Source organism: Pseudomonas sp. BN102 (genome assembly GCF_029871245.1).
Taxonomy (GTDB): Bacteria; Pseudomonadota; Gammaproteobacteria; order Pseudomonadales; family Pseudomonadaceae; genus Metapseudomonas.
This window is the reverse complement of record NZ_SSON01000071.1, coordinates 71,177-86,738: the sequence shown is the minus strand read 5'-3', so window position 1 is coordinate 86,738 and position 15,562 is coordinate 71,177. Positions and strand designations below refer to the sequence as shown.

Genomic DNA, 15,562 nt, shown 5'->3' with positions numbered 1-15,562 from the left:
CGGGTAGCGTCGCGTGTATCGGTCGATCCGAAAGCGGAATTGGACGCGCCCGGGTGGAGAACAAATTATGTCACGCACCTGCCTGCCGGCTGTAGTGCCAGCGGTAACTGCACGCTGGCGGGCATCCCCTGACGACCATTCGAGAGAGATCATGAGTTCGATCCTTTCCCCCTTGAGACTGGCCACAGTGCCAGCGGAAGACGAGGCGCTGCGCGAGCCCATCCGGGTCTTCCTGCAGGACACGCTGCGCGGCATCCCCATGGCCATGCGAGCCCGTGGCGTTTCCGAAGCGGACCCGGGCTTCAGCCGCAGGCTTGCCGAACAGCACCTGATCGGCCTGAGCCTGCCCAGGGAGCATGGCGGGGGAGGGCGCAGCTACTTCGCGCGCTTCGTGCTGGTTGAAGAACTGCTGACCTGTGGCGCGCCGTCATCCGCGCACTGGGTCAATGACCGGCAGACCGCGCCGCTGCTGTTGCGCTTCGGCAACCAGACGCAGCGGGAGTACTTCGTCCCGCGCATGCTGTCCGGAGAAATCTTCTTCTGCATCGGCATGAGCGAGCCGGACACCGGCTCCGACCTGGCCAGCATACGCAGCCGGGCGGTGCGCATCGAGGATGGCCGCTGGCGGCTTAATGGCCGCAAGATTTGGACCTCCAACGCCCAGCACGCGCACTACATGTGTGCCCTGGTGCGCACCTCCGGCACCACCGAGGACCGCCACAAGGGCTTGTCTCAGATGATCATCGACCTGTCCCTGCCGGGCGTGACCGTTCGCCCGATCAAGGACCTGGCCGACGATGAGCATTTCTGCGAAGTACTGTTCGAGAATGTCCTGCTGCCCGCCGACGCGCTGATCGGCGAAGAAGGTTCCGGCTTCAAGCAGGTCACCTCCGAACTCTCCTATGAACGCAGCGGCCCCGACCGCATCTACTCGGCCATGGTCCTGATCGAGGGCTGGCTGGCGGAGCTGCGTGCCATTGTCGAGCCCGGCAGGGCGGTGACCGCGCTGCTGGGGCGGATGGCCGGTCGCCTCGCGGTGCTACGCGCCATGTCGCTGGCGGTGGCGCACAAGCTGGACCGGGGCGAACACGTCGACCTGGAGGCCGCGCTGGTCAAGGACCTGGGTACCGAATTCGAACAGGCGGTACCTGGCTGGATCGCCGAAGCCCTGGAGCTGACCCGCGATCATCCGCCGCCACCGGCACTGCGCGAGACCCTCGCCTACATCACCCAGATCTGCCCCAGCTTCTCGCTGCGCGGCGGCACCCGGCAGATCCTGCGCGGCATTATCGCTCGCGGCCTTGGCCTTCGTTGATCGGGAGACATCATGACTGACGCCATTTTCGACGGGTTCGAGCGCGCGCTGCTCGACCTCTGCCCCCTGGACCGCCTGCGCGAGCAGGAGCGTGACGAGAACGCCGCCGAGCTGTGGAGCGCCATCGATGCTCTCGGCTATACCGATGCCCTGGTGCCCGAGGCACTGGGCGGCGCGGGACTTTCCCTGGCCCTGGTGCAGGACATGCTGTTTGCCGCCAGCAAGGCCGGCCTGGGCCTGCCGCTCGGCGAGACCGCCATGGCTCGAGCGCTGCTGGCCGAGGCCGGCTACCGCAACGATGGCGCCTGCATCGCCCTGGCCAGGGCCGAACCTACTGCGGAGGGCGGCATGTTCTGCGCCGACGTGCCAGGGGCCCTGTTGGCATCGCGGGTGCTAGTGGAGTGGAATGGCGAGTGGCTGCTGCTGGCCCGCGCCGACGCCCATGTCGTCGCCGGCAGCTATCGCCGCCAGGCATCCGCGTCCCTGACCTGGTACTCGGAGGACCTGGCATTGTTCCGCTTCAAGCGCCCGGACGCGGACGCTGAAACCCTCTGCAATGCCCTGCATGCCGTGGCCATGGCTGGCGCCATGGAGCGTGTGCTGGAACTCAGCGTCGAGTACGCCAACGATCGTCGGCAGTTCGGCAGGGCGATCGGCCAGTTCCAGGCCGTGCAGCAGGAATTGGCCGCGCTCGCCGAGCAGGTCAGCTCCGCCGCTTTGGCTTCGCGCATGGGTTGTGCCGCCGAGGGCTACCTGCCCGATCCGCTGCTGGCGGCGACTGCCAAGCTGCGTGCGTGCGAGGCGGCTAGCCGGGTTGTCGCCATCGGCCATGCCGTGCTGGGCGCCATCGGCATAACCGAGGAGCATCCGCTCGGTCTGTTCGCCGCCCGCTTGCACGAGTGGCGCATGGCGCCAGGCAACGAGTTGCGCTGCGCCGAGCGACTCGGACAGGCGTTGCTGGCGGAAGCGGGAAGCACGCTGTTCGATTTCGTGCGTAACCACCTGTCGCCCGGCGAGGCGGCCTGACCCTGTGGCACCGCCGCCGGCAGTGCCCGAACCTGGATAGAGTGAGAGAGAACTATGGGACCATTGGCTGGAGTGAAAATCATCGAGCTGGCCGGCATCGGCCCGGGCCCGATGGCCGCGACCCTGCTCGCCGACCTCGGCGCTACCGTACTGCGCATAGAACGGCGTGAGGCCGTTGAGCTGGGGGTGAAGAAGGAGTTCAAGTACAACCTGATGCTGCGCAACCGCAAGGCCATCGCCCTGGACCTCAAGGATCCGCAGGCCGTGGCACTGGTGCTGGACCTGCTCAAGGATGCCGATGGCCTGATCGAAGGCTTCCGTCCCGGCGTCACCGAACGCCTTGGCCTGGGCCCTGAGGCCTGCCTGGAGGTCAATCCGCGCCTGGTCTACGGCCGTATCACCGGCTGGGGCCAGACCGGCCCGCTGGCCCACGCCGCCGGCCATGACATCAACTACATCGCGCTGACCGGCGTGCTCAATGCCATCGGCCGCAAGGGCCAGTTGCCTTCCATTCCGCTGGCCCTGCTCGGCGACATGAGCGGCGGCGCCCTCTACCTGGCCATCGGCATGCTCGCGGCGCTCTTGGAAGCGCGCCAGTCCGGCCAGGGCCAGGTGGTGGACGCGGCCATCTGCGATGGCACCGCCTCCATGGCGCTGGGCTTTTTCGGCCTGGTGGCCAGTGGGCAATGGAAGAACGAGCGCGGCAGCAACGTGATCGACTCCGGCGCGCATTTCTACGACGTCTACGCCTGCAAGGACGACCAGCTCGTGTCTGTGGGGCCTATCGAGGGGCGTTTCCACGCCGAGCTGCTCAAGCAGCTGGACATTGACCCGGCGGCCATCGGCGCGCAGCAGGACCCGCGCAACTGGCCCAAGGCCCGCGAACTGTTCGCCCAGGCCTTCAAGCGGCGCACGCGGGAGGAATGGTGCGCGCTGTTGGAAGGAACCGACGTCTGCTTCGCCCCGGTGCTGTCCTTCGCCGAGGCACCGGAGCACCCGCATCTCAAGGCCCGTGGCACCTTCGTCGAGGTCAATGGCATCCAGCAGCCCGCTCCGGCCCCGCGTTTCAGCCGCACCGCGCCGGCCGTTCCCACTGCGCCGCAGCCGGCTACCCTGGCCGGCATCGACGCGGCACTGGAAGGCTGGCTGCCGATAGCGGAGATCGGCCGCTGGCGCGATTCCGGCGTCATCGGTGAAAACCTGGGGTGAGGGACTGACACTGCAAGAACTAGCCGGGGCATTGCCCCGGCTTTCTTTTGCTCATTGTGGATGGGTGGGAGGGTGTGAATCGCACTGCATCGTTCGTTCACCCACTAAGAGTCCCGTCTGCACGCATGCCGGATCAGGCCGCCAAACGTTGGGTTTCGCTTCGCTCCAGCGGAACGCTGCCCGCCCCACCTTCCGAAGCTCGACTTCGTAGGTTGGTCCGAGTGCAGCGAGGTCCAACATTCTCTGGGGGAGAGGCCGCGGGTGAGGGTCGTATCCGCAAGCGCGGACTCTGACAATTCACACGTTATAGCCAATCCCGTGTAGCCCAACACCAACCCCTGCAATCCCGATGAGCCACAAAAAAGCCGGAGACGAACTCCGGCTTTGTGCTCACGGGAACAGAGCTCAGCCCTTGGGCCAATAGCGCTCGCGCAGTTGCTGCTTGTAGAGCTTGCCGGTAGGCAGGCGCGGCAGCTGATCCATGAACTCGATGGAGCGCGGCATCATGTAGCGGGCGATCTTACCGTCCAGAAAGGCGAGCAGGTCGCAGGCCAGGGCCTCCGATGGGGTAACGCCCGGCGCGGGTTCGACAATGGCCTTGACCTCTTCGCCCATCTCGGCGTTGGGGACGCCGATCACCGCCACGTCGCCGACGCTGGTGTGCATCACCAGGGCGTTTTCTATGGCCTGCGGGTAGATGTTGACGCCGCCGGAAATGATCATGAACGACTTGCGATCAGTCAGGTACAGGTAGCCGTCCTCATCCAGGTAGCCGATGTCTCCAACGCAGGTCCAGGTGGGCTGGCGCGGGTGCTGTACCTCGCGGGTCTTGCCGGGATCATTGTGGTACAGGTAACCGGGCCCGGGCCGCTCGATGTAAATCAGGCCGGCGGTGCCGGTGGGCTCCTCGTTGCCCTCGTCGTCGCAGATGTGCAGCGTGACGCCGGGGATGGGATGGCCCACCGAGCCCGGGTGCTGCAGCCATTGATGGCTGTCGAGGACGGTCGCCGCCCCGGTTTCGGTGCTGCCGTAGTACTCGATGAGGATCGGCCCCCACCAGTCGATCATCTGCCGCTTGATGTCCTGAGGGCAGGGCGCCGCTGAATGGTTGGCCATGCGTAGGCTCGTCAGGTCGTAGCGTTTGCGTTCATCGGAGGACAATCGCAGCAGGCGTACGAACATGGTCGGTACCCACTGGCTATGGGTGATGCGATAGTGCTCGATGAGTTCCAGCGCGCGCAGTGCATCGAACTTCTCCATGAAGACGACGGTGGCACCGATGCACTGGATGGCCAGGGCGTTGCCGATCGGTGCGGAATGGTAGAGCGGGGCGGTGGAGAGGTAGACCGAGTCCTGGTCGAAGTTGCAGCGGGCGAACACCGGGTTGAGCGGCAGGCCGACATTGGCGGCGACTTTCGGCATCGGCTTATAGATGCCCTTGGGGCGGCCGGTGGTACCCGAGCTGTAGAGCATCAGGCCGCCGAGCCATTCTTCCTCGAGGCGCTCGGCGGGGAACGCGGCGATGGCGTCCTCGTAGCAGGTCCAGCCCTCGATGCAGCCATCGAGCATCAGTCGCTGGCAACAGTCTGGAATCAGCGCCGACAGGTCCCGGACGGTATCCCGGCGGTCCCAGGATGTCACCAGGGCTTTGGCGCCACTGTCGTTGACGATGTAGGCCGCCTCTTCCGGGGTCAGGAAGCGATTGATCGGCACAATCTGCAAGCCGGAACGCAGTGCGGCCCAGCACACCTCGAAACAGCGGATATTGTTTTCCAGGAACATGCCGAGGCCATCGCCGTGCCGCAGCCCGGCGTCCAGCAGATAGCGGGCCAGGCGATTGGAGCGCTCGTCGAGTTCGCGAAAGCTCAGTTGTTCCCCCGTGCTGCCGTTGATCACGGCCGGCTTTTCCGGGGTCAGGGTGGCGAAATCGCCGAGGTATCTGGGATTGTCCATTTCTTGTTGTGCTCTTGAAGTCGCTGCGGTCGGGGTTCGGCTGAAAAGTGGCTCAGGACTTGGGAGGACCCGCCGGTGTGTCGCTGACCAGGCCCAGGAGCCGGACCACCTCGCCATCACGGCGATAGGCGTGGCAGGTATCCAGCACCCAGCTGTGCCTCCTGGCCGGCGGCTCGGTGCCAGGCAGAAGGTGCATCTGCTGCGCCCGACCAAGGGTGAAACGCACCTGCATGGCGGCGCTGGCCATGCGTTCCACCAGTTCGGTCAGATGGGTGCAGCCCTTTGTTCCGCCCACCCGCGCCTTGACCTCCTGCTTGAAACCGGGACCGATCTTCAAGCCGGCAAGGCTGGCGTACGCCGAGGCGATGGCGCCACAGACCGGCGTGGCACCGGCGCTGGTGACTGCGGTGATGGATTGGATGAGCAGGTTCGTATCCAGTGTCATGAGTAGTCGCATATCGTGTACCGGATCACCTGCCTCAACCCGGTGGAATGGCAGATCGCTGGCTTCGGCGGGAACGTCCTGGATGCAACCATCGACATCGAGCAGACCATCGCTGCGCAGGTAACCCCGGCAGACGATCTCGCGGGTGTGCAGCAGTTGGCGGGTAATGGTTGGTGCGTTCATCTTCACTCCTTGGAAACGACTGGGCGAAATCGGGCCGCACGGTGCGGCCCGGATCGATTGCCTCAGAGCTTGCGAGCAATCAGCTCCCGCTGGACCTCGCTGGCGCCGCCGACCACGCGTGCCACCCGCAGGTCGGTGAAGGCGCGGGCGATGGGGTACTCGAGCATGTAGCCATAGCCGCCATGGAGCTGGACCATCTCGTCCAGGTGCTTCCACAGGGTCTCGGTGGCATAGAGCTTGGCGATGGCCGCCTCTTCCACGGTCAGCTTGCGGCGCATGTGTTCGCCGACGTAGTAGTCGACCATGGTGCGTACCGCCACGCAGGCTGCCTTGGCGTCGGCGAGCTTGAACTTGGTGTTCTGGAAGTCCCAGATCGTCTGGCCGAAGGCCTTGCGCTCCTTGACGTAGTCCAGGGTGATATCCAGCAGGCGCTCCAGCTGGGTGGCCTGGCCAATGGCGATGTAGAGGCGTTCCTGGGGCAGCTCCTGCATCATGTAGACGAAGCCCTTGCCCTCCTCGCCGAGCAGGTTGCCGACCGGTACGCGGACGTTGTCGAAGAACAGTTCGGTGGTGTCGGCAGCGGGCTGGCCTACCTTGTCCAGCTTGCGGCCACGACGGAAGCCTTCGCGATTCGCCTCGACGCAGATCAGGCTGATGCCCTTGGCGCCAGCAGCCGGGTCGGTCTTGCAGGCCAGCACGATCATGTCGCAGTTCAGGCCGTTGCTGATGAAGGTCTTGCTGCCGTTGATGACGTATTCGTCGCCGTCGCGTACGGCGGTTGTACGCGCGGCCTTCAGGTCGGAGCCGCTGCCCGGCTCGGTCATGCCGATGGCGAGGATGGTTTCGCCACGGCAAATACCCGGCAGCCAGTTGCGTTTCTGCTCTTCGGTACCCAGGCGGACGATGTACTGGGCGATGACATCCGAGTGCAGGGGAAAGCCTACGCCGGAGACTCCGGCGCGATGCATCTCCTCGACGATCACGGTGGCGTGGCCGAAGTCACCGCCGCCGCCGCCGTATTCCTCCGGCACCATGGTGCAGAGCAGGCCTTCGCGGCCGGCCTTCAGCCAGGTCTCGCGGTCCACCTGGCCGACCTTGTCCCATTCGGCCTGGCGCGGAACGCACTCGCGCTCGAAGAAGCGTCGCGCGGTTTCGCGGAGCATTTCGTGGTCTTCACGGAAGATGGATCGTTGAATGTGCATAGGAGCTCTCCAATGTGCGTGGCAGGTCCGGCCGGCGGCCGTGGGGCAAGCGCCCACCGGTCCGGGTATTGGAGAAATCTTGCGTTCATGGAAGCCGGCGGAGTCCTACCCACGGTGGGTAGGCGAAACGGATCGATCACGGACCGAGTTTCCAGGCTCGAAACCGATCGATCCGATTCGAGAGGGAAACGAGCGCCCGCCAGCACGCGTTCAGTTGGCGAGGCTGGCGCAGGTGCACATTAGCCGCAGCGGCATAGGCCAGGACGCCGGGTGCCACACGTCCGGCGATGGGCATCTGCGCGGCGTTGGCGAACAGCTCCTCCCGAACGCGCTGTCCACGCGATGCCGCGGACCTACCGATTTCGGGTGGTAGTTAAGAAGGAGCGGCTCCCTATATTCGGCACGAACCCCTTTCGAGCTGGATCAGCTCGGCTTTCCCACCTGGAGCCCCGCAGTGAAAACAATAACAAGTGATTCACTCAGATCCATATGTCTGGCAGCTTCGGCAACTGCCGTCGCACCGGCGGCCGCGCCAAAGGCACCGACGATGACGAGGCAAGCATGAGCAAGATCGAATTACCTGAAGCGGCCGGCTTGCGCGAGATTCTCGCCCGGCAGCGCGCCGCCTACCTGGCCCAGGACAACTGGACCGCCGAGCAACGCTGCGAACTGCTGGACCGCCTGGCCGGCATGCTGGTAGACCACCAGGAGGAAATCATCGAGGCGGCCGCCGCCGACTTCGGCCACCGCAGCCATGACCTGACGCGGCTCATGGATGTGCTGGGGCCGCTGGGTCTGCTGAAGCAGACCCGGGCGCAGATCGCCGAATGGATGAAGCCGAAGCAGCATCCCACCGAGCGCGGCGAGGCCTGGATCCACTACCAGCCGCTGGGCGTGGTCGGCATCCTCACGGCCTGGAACTTCCCGGTCAGCATGGTGATCATGGGCCTGGCCAGTGCGCTGTCGGCAGGAAACCGGGCAATGGTGAAAGTGTCCGAGTACAACCCGAAGAGCGCCGAGCTGATGCAGCGGATGTTCCGCGCCACCTTCGCCGAAGACGAGATCGCCATCATCACCGGCGGTCCGGAAGTCGGCCAGGCATTCTGCGGTCTGCCGTTCGACCATCTGTTGTTCACCGGCGCCTCGAGCATCGGCAAGCACGTGATGCGGGCCGCCGCCGACAACCTGGTGCCGGTGACGCTGGAACTGGGCGGCAAGTCGCCCGCCATCATTTCGCGCTCCGCCGACCTCAAGGCGGCGACGACCAAGATCATGCTTGGCAAGCTGATGAACGCTGGCCAGGTCTGCCTGGCGCCGGACCATGTGTTCGTGCCCGAGGAAATGGTGGAGGACTTCATCGCCGCCGCCCGCGAGGTGGTGGCCAGGCACTACCCGACCCTCAAGGACAACCCGGACTACACCTCGGTGATCAATGCCCGCCACTTCGAGCGCCTCCGGGATTACCTGCGCGAAGCACGTGAGGCAGGTGTCGAGCTGGTCGAACTGAACCCCGCCGGCGAGGACTTTTCCCGGCAGCCGCACCACAAGCTCACACCGACCCTGCTGCTGGATCCGGGCGATGAACTCAAGGTGATGCAGGACGAGATCTTCGGCCCGCTGCTGCCAACCAAGCCCTACCGGCGTATTCAGGAAGTAGTCAGCTACATCAACGCCCATCCGCGGCCGCTGGGGCTGTATTACTTCGGCAACGACGCGGCCGAGGAGAAATTCGTTCTGGACCGAACGGTTTCCGGTGGGGTGACCCTCAACGACGTGGCGAAGCATGCCGGCGTGGGCTTGCCGTTCGGTGGGGTCGGCAACAGCGGCATGGGCACCTACCTGGGCCATGCCGGGTTCGTCACCTTCAGCCATCCCAAGCCGGTGTACCGCACCGAGGACGGTCCGGACCTGACGCGGCCGCCGTTCAACGAGCAGGTACGCCAGATGGTGGCGGCGATGATCAAGCGCTGAGGGTTGTCCGTCAGCCCCCCTGAGTCGCCCGCCGGAGAGATCCGGCGGGCGTTCTTGTATATGGGAGTCCGCCGGGACTTTTCCTGTGGGGAGCGAATCCGTTCGCGATTGAAATACTTCCACTAGGCACGACCGGGAATCGTAGCGGGTGGTTCATGCTTCATCGATCCACCATCGGAGCCTTGCAAGGGCTTCGCCGCCGAGCAGATTCCCGTTCTGGTCATGCGTGACCGCAGCGACAGCACGCGGTTTCCACCTGAAACAGCTAATGCGGCTCAGGTGGTGGCCGCGCTACGCCCACAGCTGGATCCGGAAGCCGTGCTGTGCACCGACAGCGCGGCGATCTACCACAGCTTTGCCAAGGCCGACGGCATTACCCACCATCGCGTGAACCTGCGCCAGAAGCGACGTGTCGACGGGGCTGTCCACATCCGGAACGTCCACGTCTACCACGGCCGCTTGAAGGCCTGGATGAGGCGTTTCCATGGCGAGATGACCAAGTACCGGGTGAATTACCTGGGCTGGCGACGTCTTCTCGAACGTTATGGAGACGATATCAAGCCATTGATTCGCATCAGAGAGTCGCTCGGGTCGTACCCGCCGCAACAACTAACGCAGACATAGCCAATTCACTCACCAAGCAGGCCGCAGGTCTGTTCGCAAACAAAAAGGCCGGCACACGGATTCCGTATGCCGGCCTTGCCGAGAGTGCTGGACTCAGAGGCTGGCGATGACGCCACCGGAGCAATAGATCACCTGGCCGGAGACGAAGTCCATTTCCGGGGTGCACAGGGAGTACACCGCGCCGGCGGCTTCCTCCGGCTTACCGGCACGGCCCAGGGGAATGTTGCGAGCTGCGCCGTCGAGCATGGCCTGCTGCACGCCGACCTTGATCTCGCGACCCTCGATGTTGACGGTCTTGCTGTCCTCACCGGCCAGGGCCTGGGTCAGGCGGGTTTCGATCAGGCCGAAAGCCACGGCATTGACGTTGACCTTCAGACGGCCCCACTCCTTGGCCAGCGTGCGGGTCATGCCGAGGATGCCGGCCTTGGCCGAGGAGTAGTTGGCCTGGCCCGGGTTGCCGGCGGCGGCGCCGGAGGAAATGTTGACGATCTTGCGGAGCACTTCCTTGCCTTCGGCGGCCTCTTTCTTGGCCAGGGCGCTGATGATCGGCTGGGCGGCGCGCAGGATGCGGAACGGCGCGGTCAGGTGGCAGTCGATGATGGCGTACCACTGCTCGTCGCTCATCTTCTGGATCACGTTGTCCCAGGTGTAGCCGGCATTGTTGACGATGATGTCGATACCGCCGTAGTTGTCCACCGCGGTCTTGACGAAGCGCTCGGCGAAGTCCGGCGCGGTGACGCTGCCGACGCAGGCCACGGCCTGGCCCCCGGCGGCGATGATTTCCGCGACCACTTCTTCGGCCGGCTCACGGTCGAGGTCGTTGACCACTACGCGGGCGCCTTCGGAGGCCATTTTCAGGGCGATAGAACGTCCGATGCCACGGCCGGAACCGGTGATCAGGGCGACTTTGTCTTGGAGCTTGCTCATGGGGCTGTTCCTGGTGCTTTGGAGTTGTCAGTTGAGGGCGACGACGGCTTCGCCGGCGAGTTTTTCTTCGCCGTACTGATTGCCGCAGCGCAGTTGCAGGCGGACGCGCTTTTCGCCGTCTGCCTCGAATTTCTCCACCACCTTGCCGGTGCAGGTGGGGATGTGGCCGAGCTGGGTGATGCCGGTGAAGCGGATCGACAGGTTGCGCACCTGCTGCTGGGGCACCCAGTTGGTGAGCAGGCGGCCGAGGTAGGCGGCCGAGAGCATGCCGTGGGCGAAGACATCGGGCTGGCGCGCCTTGCGGGCAAAGTCGATGTCGATGTGGATCGGGTTGTGGTCGCCGGAAGCGCCGCAATAGAGGGCCAGGGTGGTGCGGTTGACCGGCTGCAGCTTGAGCAGGGGGATCTCGTCGCCGACCTGGATATCGGAAAATTGCGTGGTCATGGCGGGCTCCTTAGCGTTGGACGAGCGAGCAGCGGACGTCGGCGATGTGCATGCCGTCCTGGTTGGTCACGCGGGTTTCCTGGACCATGAACTGCAGGGCGCCGCCTTTCTTCTCGTAGATGTCGGAAATGCGCGTGTCGAAGGTCAGCACATCACCGGCATAAGCCATCCCGTGGTAGTCGAACGATTGCTCGGCGTGGAGGATGCGGCCCAGGTCCCAGTTCAGCAGCTTCAGCATCTGAATACGGTCGATGCCTTCGCCCGCCAGGCAGAACAGGAAGGTCGGCGGTACCGGTAGGCCCTTGTGGCCCGCGGACCTGGCGGCGGATTCGTCGGTATAGATCGGGTCATCCTGGCCGGTGGCCTTGGCAAAAAAGCGCAGGCGACCTTTTTCAACATCGACGTTGAAGGTGCCGAGCTTGTGCCCGATCAAACTCTTATCGATCATGCTTCACTCCTCTTTTGGGTGCGCGCTCACCGGAGCGCGCCGGGTCAGGGAATCAGTTCTTGCCGTACAGGGTGACGACGCAGGCGCCACCGAGGCCGAGGTTGTGCTGCAGGGCGATCTTCACGTCGTCCACCTGGCGCTTGTCAGCGGTGCCGCGTAGCTGGTGCGTGAGCTCATAGCACTGGGCGAGGCCGGTAGCGCCGATCGGGTGGCCCTTGGACAGGAGGCCGCCGGATGGGTTGGTGACCACGCGGCCGCCATAGGTGTTGTCGCCGTCGAGGACGAATTTCTCGGCGCCGCCCACCGGGCACAGGCCGAGGGACTCATAGGTCAGCAGCTCGTTGTGGGCGAAGCAGTCATGCAACTCCACGACGCGGATGTCGCCCGGACCGATGCCGGCCTGCTCATAGACCTGCCGGGCGGCGGACTGGGCCATGTGGAAACCCACCAGACTGATCATCGACTTGGGTTCGAAGGAGTCATCCGGGTCGGTGCTCAGCGACTGGGCGAGGATGGCCACGTCGCTACGCAGGCCGCGCCGCTTGGCGAAGTCTTCCGAGCAGATGATCGCCGCCGCTGCACCGCAGGTGGGCGGGCAGGCCATCAGGCGGGTCATCACCCCCGGCCACATCAGGGTGTCGTTCATCACGTCCTCGGTGCTGACCGCCTTCTTGAACAGCGCCAGGGGGTTGTTGGCGGCATGGCGGCTGGCCTTGGCGCGGATCGCGGCGAAGGTTTCCATGCGCGTGCCGTATTTCTGCATGTGCTCGCGACCGGCTCCGCCGAAGGTGATCAGGTTGCGCGGGATTTCGCCGGCATCGGCGCAGAGCTCATCCTGGATGTGCTGCACGTCGGCACGGGGGAACGGGCGGTCCGGGAAGGCCGACCGAGTGGGGCCGGCGTACATCTGTTCGAAGCCCACCGCCAGGGCGCACTCCACCTGGCCGCTCTCTACGGCGGAACGGGCCAGGTAAAGCGCGGAGGAGCCGCTGGCGCAGGCGTTGTTGACGTTGAACACCGGAATACCGGTGCGACCCACGCGGTACAGCACGGCCTGGCCGCAGGTGGTGTCGCCCACCGCGTAGCCGGCGAAAGCCATCTGGACTTGGTTGTACTCCAGGCCGGCATCCTTCAGGGCAAGGCGCACCGCGTCGGCGCCCATCTCGATATAGCTCGGACTAGCCCCGGGCTTGGTGAACTGGATCATGCCGACACCGGCAACCACTACCTTCTCGCTCATGCTAACTCCTGGTTCTCAATGGGTTCGGGGCGTTCGCACAGGGCGGCGCCCCGCCGTATCCCAATGCTGGCAAAGCGGCCTGGTGCGGGGACCTCCCAACAGTGGGTAGGCGGTTTCGGTGGGGACGAAAACGCACAAGGGCAGTCATTGGCTGCCCTTGTACGAAACGCTCAGAACCATCAGTTTGCGGTGGGTTGCCTGCCCTGTTGCAGGTTCGCCAGGGGCTTCTTCAGGCAAAGGCTCTGGTAGTTGATGTTGCCGACGTGAGGCTGACGCCTCCTGGAAGGGGTATTGCGAGAGCGTCGCGAGGAAGGTCTTGACCTTCGTCTGTATGGGCGCCATCAGCCAGGCCTGGTCGCCGGCCCAGCGCTGGTACATGTTGGACTCGTCCCGCGCGCTCTGGAAGGAGGCGGCCAACAGGTTGGTCAATGACGGCACATTGGTGACCTTGCGCGAAGCTGTGCTGAAGTCGCCATCCATACCGGTGAAGCTGAGTCGCCACTCCTTCGAGCGGGTCACATCGAGGTCGAGGTGCCGCCGTCCGGTCAGCTGAACTTCTGCGCACCGATGTCGGTGCTGTAGACGACGATGGTGTTGTCGGCGATGCCGAGGTCATTGAGCTTCTTCAGCAACTGGCCGATCTGGCTGTCGTGTCCCACTATGCCATCCAGTTAGAGCCCTATGCCGGTCTTGCCCTCGGATTCCTTCTTCAGGTGGGTCCAGACATCCATGCGGGTACTGTTGAACCAGACGAAGAAGGGCTTGTCGGCCTTGTGCGCCTTGTCGATGAAGTTCTCGGTGGCCTGCAGCAGCTCGTCGTCGATGGTTTCCATGCGCTTGCGGGTCAGCGGTCCGGTGTCCTCGACCCATGCCGTAGGCATGGGTGAGCAGCGAGCCCTCCTTGGCGATGCGGTCGATGGTGGGCGTCTCGTAACCCCTCATCTCCGGTTGTAGGTGCTCAGGTTGAAGTAGCCGATATCGTCGCCAAAGATCACCAGGAAGTTAGGTTTGTCGGTCGCGCTGGCCATTGCCACACCGCTTAGCAGCGATGCCGCGAGGGCTAGTTTCCTCTGCGTCTCATGGTGCAGCAGTCCTCTTGTTGAAGGGGGTGGGATTTTAATGCCGGCGATCGGCGAGGTGGGTGGCGCGGATGCCCACCAGCAGGAGCAGGGCGCCGACGGCCAGGGTGATAGCGATCACGTCGAAGGCCGGGTAGAGGCTTCCGGTCGCCGTCTTGATGGCGCCGACCACCACCTGGCTGATGACCCCCGCGAGCCCGCCGATGCAGCTGATCGCGGCGATGCCGATGGCCGCCGTGGAAGGGTTCAGCAGGGCAGGGGGGATGGCCCAGAACAGTGCTACGGCGGACAGCGCGGCCGCGGCGCCCACGCTCATCAGCACCACCGAGAGGGTGAGGTGTCCCTGGGCGGGCCCCAGCAGCAGGAAGCAGGCGGCGCTGGCCAGCATGGTCAGGGCCACGTGCCAGCGGCGCTCCAGGTGCCGGTCGGAACTGCGCGCCAGCAGGTACATGCCGATCACCGCGCAGATGTAGGGCAGGCTCGAGATCAGACCGATGGTCTTGAGGTCTTCCAGGCCGAAGCCGCGGATCAGTGTCGGCATCCAGTAGGACACCGTGTTCGAACCGCTGTAGATGCAGAAGAACACCAGCCCGGCGATGTATACCCGTGGCTCGCGAAGCACGTCTCGCAGCCGGCCGTGTGGCGCGTCGGTCGTGGTCCCGGCGGCGAGGGCTGCGCTGATCACACGCTTCTCCCGCTCGTTCAGCCAGCGCGCCTCGGACGGCCGGTCGGTCAGCCAGAACCAGCCGAACACACCCATCAGGATGGCCGGGACGCCTTCCACGATGAATAGCACCTGCCAGTCCCGCAGCCCCATCCAGTCGTGGAAGTGGGTCATTATCCACCCGGCCAAAGGACCGCTAACCATTCCGGCGGTCATCGCTGCCATCAGCAGCACAGCGGTGATGCGGGCGCGCAGCGTGGCAGGGAACCAGTAGGTGAGGTAGAGGATTACCCCTGGGAAGAAACCGGCCTCGGCCACGCCCAGGCAGAAGCGCGCGATGATCAATTGGTTCGGCGTGGTGACGAAGGCTGTGGCGACTGTCACCAGCCCCCACAACACCATGATCCGAGTCAGCGTGGCGCGGGCGCCGACGCGCTGCATGACCATGTTGCTGGGCACTTCGAAGAGGATGTAGCCCAGGTAGAAGATGCCCGCGCCCAGGCCGTAGGCGGCGTCGCTGAGCGCGATGTCCTCGGCCATGCGCAGCTTGGCGAAGGCGACGTTGGCGCGGTCGATGGTGTTGATCACGTAGCCCAGGAAGAGGAACGGCAGGAGCCTCCAGAGCGCCTTGCGAAACACCGCCCCGGCTTCTTCGCGTCTGTGGTCGGTGGCTGCCGTCATGAAGTGTTCGGCTGATTGGGTCATGGAATGTCTCCGGCGCTGTGCGTTCTTCTTGTTGGTGGCGAACGTTCCGGGCGAGGTGCCGGGAGTGCGTTTGGCCATTTCTTTCACCATCCCGATTGCGCTAGCGAATGTCCCTACCCGAATAAGG

The 15,562-nt window shown here is 64.8% G+C and carries 14 protein-coding genes and 1 pseudogene; 5 read left to right on the top strand and 10 right to left on the bottom strand.

From position 1 onward, the window contains the following. Positions 1 to 151: 151 nt before the first annotated feature. The 3 genes from E8F12_RS18125 to E8F12_RS18115 all read left to right on the top strand — a co-directional run bounded on the left by E8F12_RS18125 (position 152) and on the right by E8F12_RS18115 (position 3,550). Positions 152 to 1,315 (top strand): acyl-CoA dehydrogenase family protein, encoded by a 1,164-nt coding sequence (locus tag E8F12_RS18125; protein WP_280326596.1) that lies wholly within the window; start codon positions 152 to 154, stop codon positions 1,313 to 1,315. 12 nt (positions 1,316 to 1,327) lie between these two features. Continuing rightward, a complete protein-coding gene (locus E8F12_RS18120; protein WP_280326595.1) occupies positions 1,328 to 2,341 on the top strand; it encodes an acyl-CoA dehydrogenase in 1,014 nt (337 codons plus the stop codon). Between the two features lie 72 nt (positions 2,342 to 2,413). After that, the gene (locus E8F12_RS18115; RefSeq protein WP_280326594.1) at positions 2,414 to 3,550 is read left to right on the top strand and encodes a CaiB/BaiF CoA-transferase family protein; all 1,137 of its coding nucleotides are present in this window, start codon (positions 2,414 to 2,416) and stop codon (positions 3,548 to 3,550) included. Positions 3,551 to 3,955: 405 nt separating this feature from the next. Here E8F12_RS18115 and E8F12_RS18110 read toward each other — a convergent pair whose 3' ends face one another. From E8F12_RS18110 to E8F12_RS18100, 3 genes are all read right to left on the bottom strand, one after another. Continuing rightward, positions 3,956 to 5,503, bottom strand: a complete 1,548-nt coding sequence (locus E8F12_RS18110) for an acyl-CoA synthetase (RefSeq protein WP_280326593.1) — start codon at positions 5,501 to 5,503, stop codon at positions 3,956 to 3,958. 52 nt (positions 5,504 to 5,555) lie between these two features. Beyond that, positions 5,556 to 6,131, bottom strand: a complete 576-nt coding sequence (locus E8F12_RS18105; protein WP_280326592.1) for a DUF2889 domain-containing protein — start codon at positions 6,129 to 6,131, stop codon at positions 5,556 to 5,558. Positions 6,132 to 6,193: 62 nt separating this feature from the next. Next, entirely contained in the window at positions 6,194 to 7,333 is a 1,140-nt protein-coding gene (locus E8F12_RS18100) for an acyl-CoA dehydrogenase family protein (protein WP_280326591.1), read from the bottom strand. Between the two features lie 561 nt (positions 7,334 to 7,894). On the opposite strand from E8F12_RS18100, the gene E8F12_RS18095 reads away from it, so the two are divergent. Next, positions 7,895 to 9,304: a coniferyl aldehyde dehydrogenase gene (locus tag E8F12_RS18095; RefSeq protein ID WP_280326590.1), complete on the top strand. Its 1,410-nt coding sequence runs from the start codon at positions 7,895 to 7,897 to the stop codon at positions 9,302 to 9,304. 186 nt (positions 9,305 to 9,490) lie between these two features. Next, positions 9,491 to 9,928: pseudogene (locus E8F12_RS18090) on the top strand (IS1595 family transposase); the annotation flags it as partial. 93 nt (positions 9,929 to 10,021) lie between these two features. On the opposite strand, the gene E8F12_RS18085 reads toward E8F12_RS18090, so the two are convergent. From E8F12_RS18085 to E8F12_RS18055, 7 genes are all read right to left on the bottom strand, one after another. Next, the gene (locus tag E8F12_RS18085) at positions 10,022 to 10,855 is read right to left on the bottom strand and encodes an SDR family oxidoreductase (protein ID WP_280326589.1); all 834 of its coding nucleotides are present in this window, start codon (positions 10,853 to 10,855) and stop codon (positions 10,022 to 10,024) included. A 27-nt stretch (positions 10,856 to 10,882) separates the two neighbouring features. Continuing rightward, complete coding sequence (locus tag E8F12_RS18080) at positions 10,883 to 11,299, bottom strand: MaoC family dehydratase (protein WP_280326588.1); 417 nt, start codon at positions 11,297 to 11,299, stop codon at positions 10,883 to 10,885. Positions 11,300 to 11,309: 10 nt separating this feature from the next. Then, positions 11,310 to 11,747 (bottom strand): MaoC family dehydratase N-terminal domain-containing protein, encoded by a 438-nt coding sequence (locus E8F12_RS18075; RefSeq protein ID WP_280326587.1) that lies wholly within the window; start codon positions 11,745 to 11,747, stop codon positions 11,310 to 11,312. Between the two features lie 52 nt (positions 11,748 to 11,799). Then, positions 11,800 to 12,987: a lipid-transfer protein gene (locus E8F12_RS18070; RefSeq protein WP_280326586.1), complete on the bottom strand. Its 1,188-nt coding sequence runs from the start codon at positions 12,985 to 12,987 to the stop codon at positions 11,800 to 11,802. 144 nt (positions 12,988 to 13,131) lie between these two features. Continuing rightward, a complete protein-coding gene (locus tag E8F12_RS18065; RefSeq protein WP_280326585.1) occupies positions 13,132 to 13,506 on the bottom strand; it encodes a hypothetical protein in 375 nt (124 codons plus the stop codon). A gap of 152 nt (positions 13,507 to 13,658) precedes the next feature. Beyond that, a complete protein-coding gene (locus E8F12_RS18060) occupies positions 13,659 to 13,868 on the bottom strand; it encodes a hypothetical protein (RefSeq protein WP_280326584.1) in 210 nt (69 codons plus the stop codon). Between the two features lie 235 nt (positions 13,869 to 14,103). Continuing rightward, positions 14,104 to 15,435 carry an MFS transporter gene (locus tag E8F12_RS18055; RefSeq protein WP_280326582.1) on the bottom strand — a complete coding sequence of 444 codons (1,332 nt, stop codon included), beginning with the start codon at positions 15,433 to 15,435 and terminating at the stop codon, positions 14,104 to 14,106. Between the last annotated feature and the right edge of the window lie 127 nt (positions 15,436 to 15,562).

Bases quoted from the DNA above. Each gene is read 5' to 3' on its own strand.
- E8F12_RS18125 (WP_280326596.1), top strand. From the start codon at position 152: ATGAGTTCGATCCTTTCCCCCTTGAGACTGGCCACAGTGCCAGCGGAA.
- E8F12_RS18120 (WP_280326595.1), top strand. From the start codon at position 1,328: ATGACTGACGCCATTTTCGACGGGTTCGAGCGCGCGCTGCTCGACCTC.
- E8F12_RS18110 (WP_280326593.1), bottom strand. From the start codon at position 5,503: ATGGACAATCCCAGATACCTCGGCGATTTCGCCACCCTGACCCCGGAA.
- E8F12_RS18105 (WP_280326592.1), bottom strand. From the start codon at position 6,131: ATGAACGCACCAACCATTACCCGCCAACTGCTGCACACCCGCGAGATC.
- E8F12_RS18100 (WP_280326591.1), bottom strand. From the start codon at position 7,333: ATGCACATTCAACGATCCATCTTCCGTGAAGACCACGAAATGCTCCGC.
- E8F12_RS18095 (WP_280326590.1), top strand. From the start codon at position 7,895: ATGAGCAAGATCGAATTACCTGAAGCGGCCGGCTTGCGCGAGATTCTC.
- E8F12_RS18085 (WP_280326589.1), bottom strand. From the start codon at position 10,855: ATGAGCAAGCTCCAAGACAAAGTCGCCCTGATCACCGGTTCCGGCCGT.
- E8F12_RS18080 (WP_280326588.1), bottom strand. From the start codon at position 11,299: ATGACCACGCAATTTTCCGATATCCAGGTCGGCGACGAGATCCCCCTG.
- E8F12_RS18075 (WP_280326587.1), bottom strand. From the start codon at position 11,747: ATGATCGATAAGAGTTTGATCGGGCACAAGCTCGGCACCTTCAACGTC.
- E8F12_RS18070 (WP_280326586.1), bottom strand. From the start codon at position 12,987: ATGAGCGAGAAGGTAGTGGTTGCCGGTGTCGGCATGATCCAGTTCACC.
- E8F12_RS18060 (WP_280326584.1), bottom strand. From the start codon at position 13,868: ATGCCTACGGCATGGGTCGAGGACACCGGACCGCTGACCCGCAAGCGC.
- E8F12_RS18055 (WP_280326582.1), bottom strand. From the start codon at position 15,435: ATGACCCAATCAGCCGAACACTTCATGACGGCAGCCACCGACCACAGA.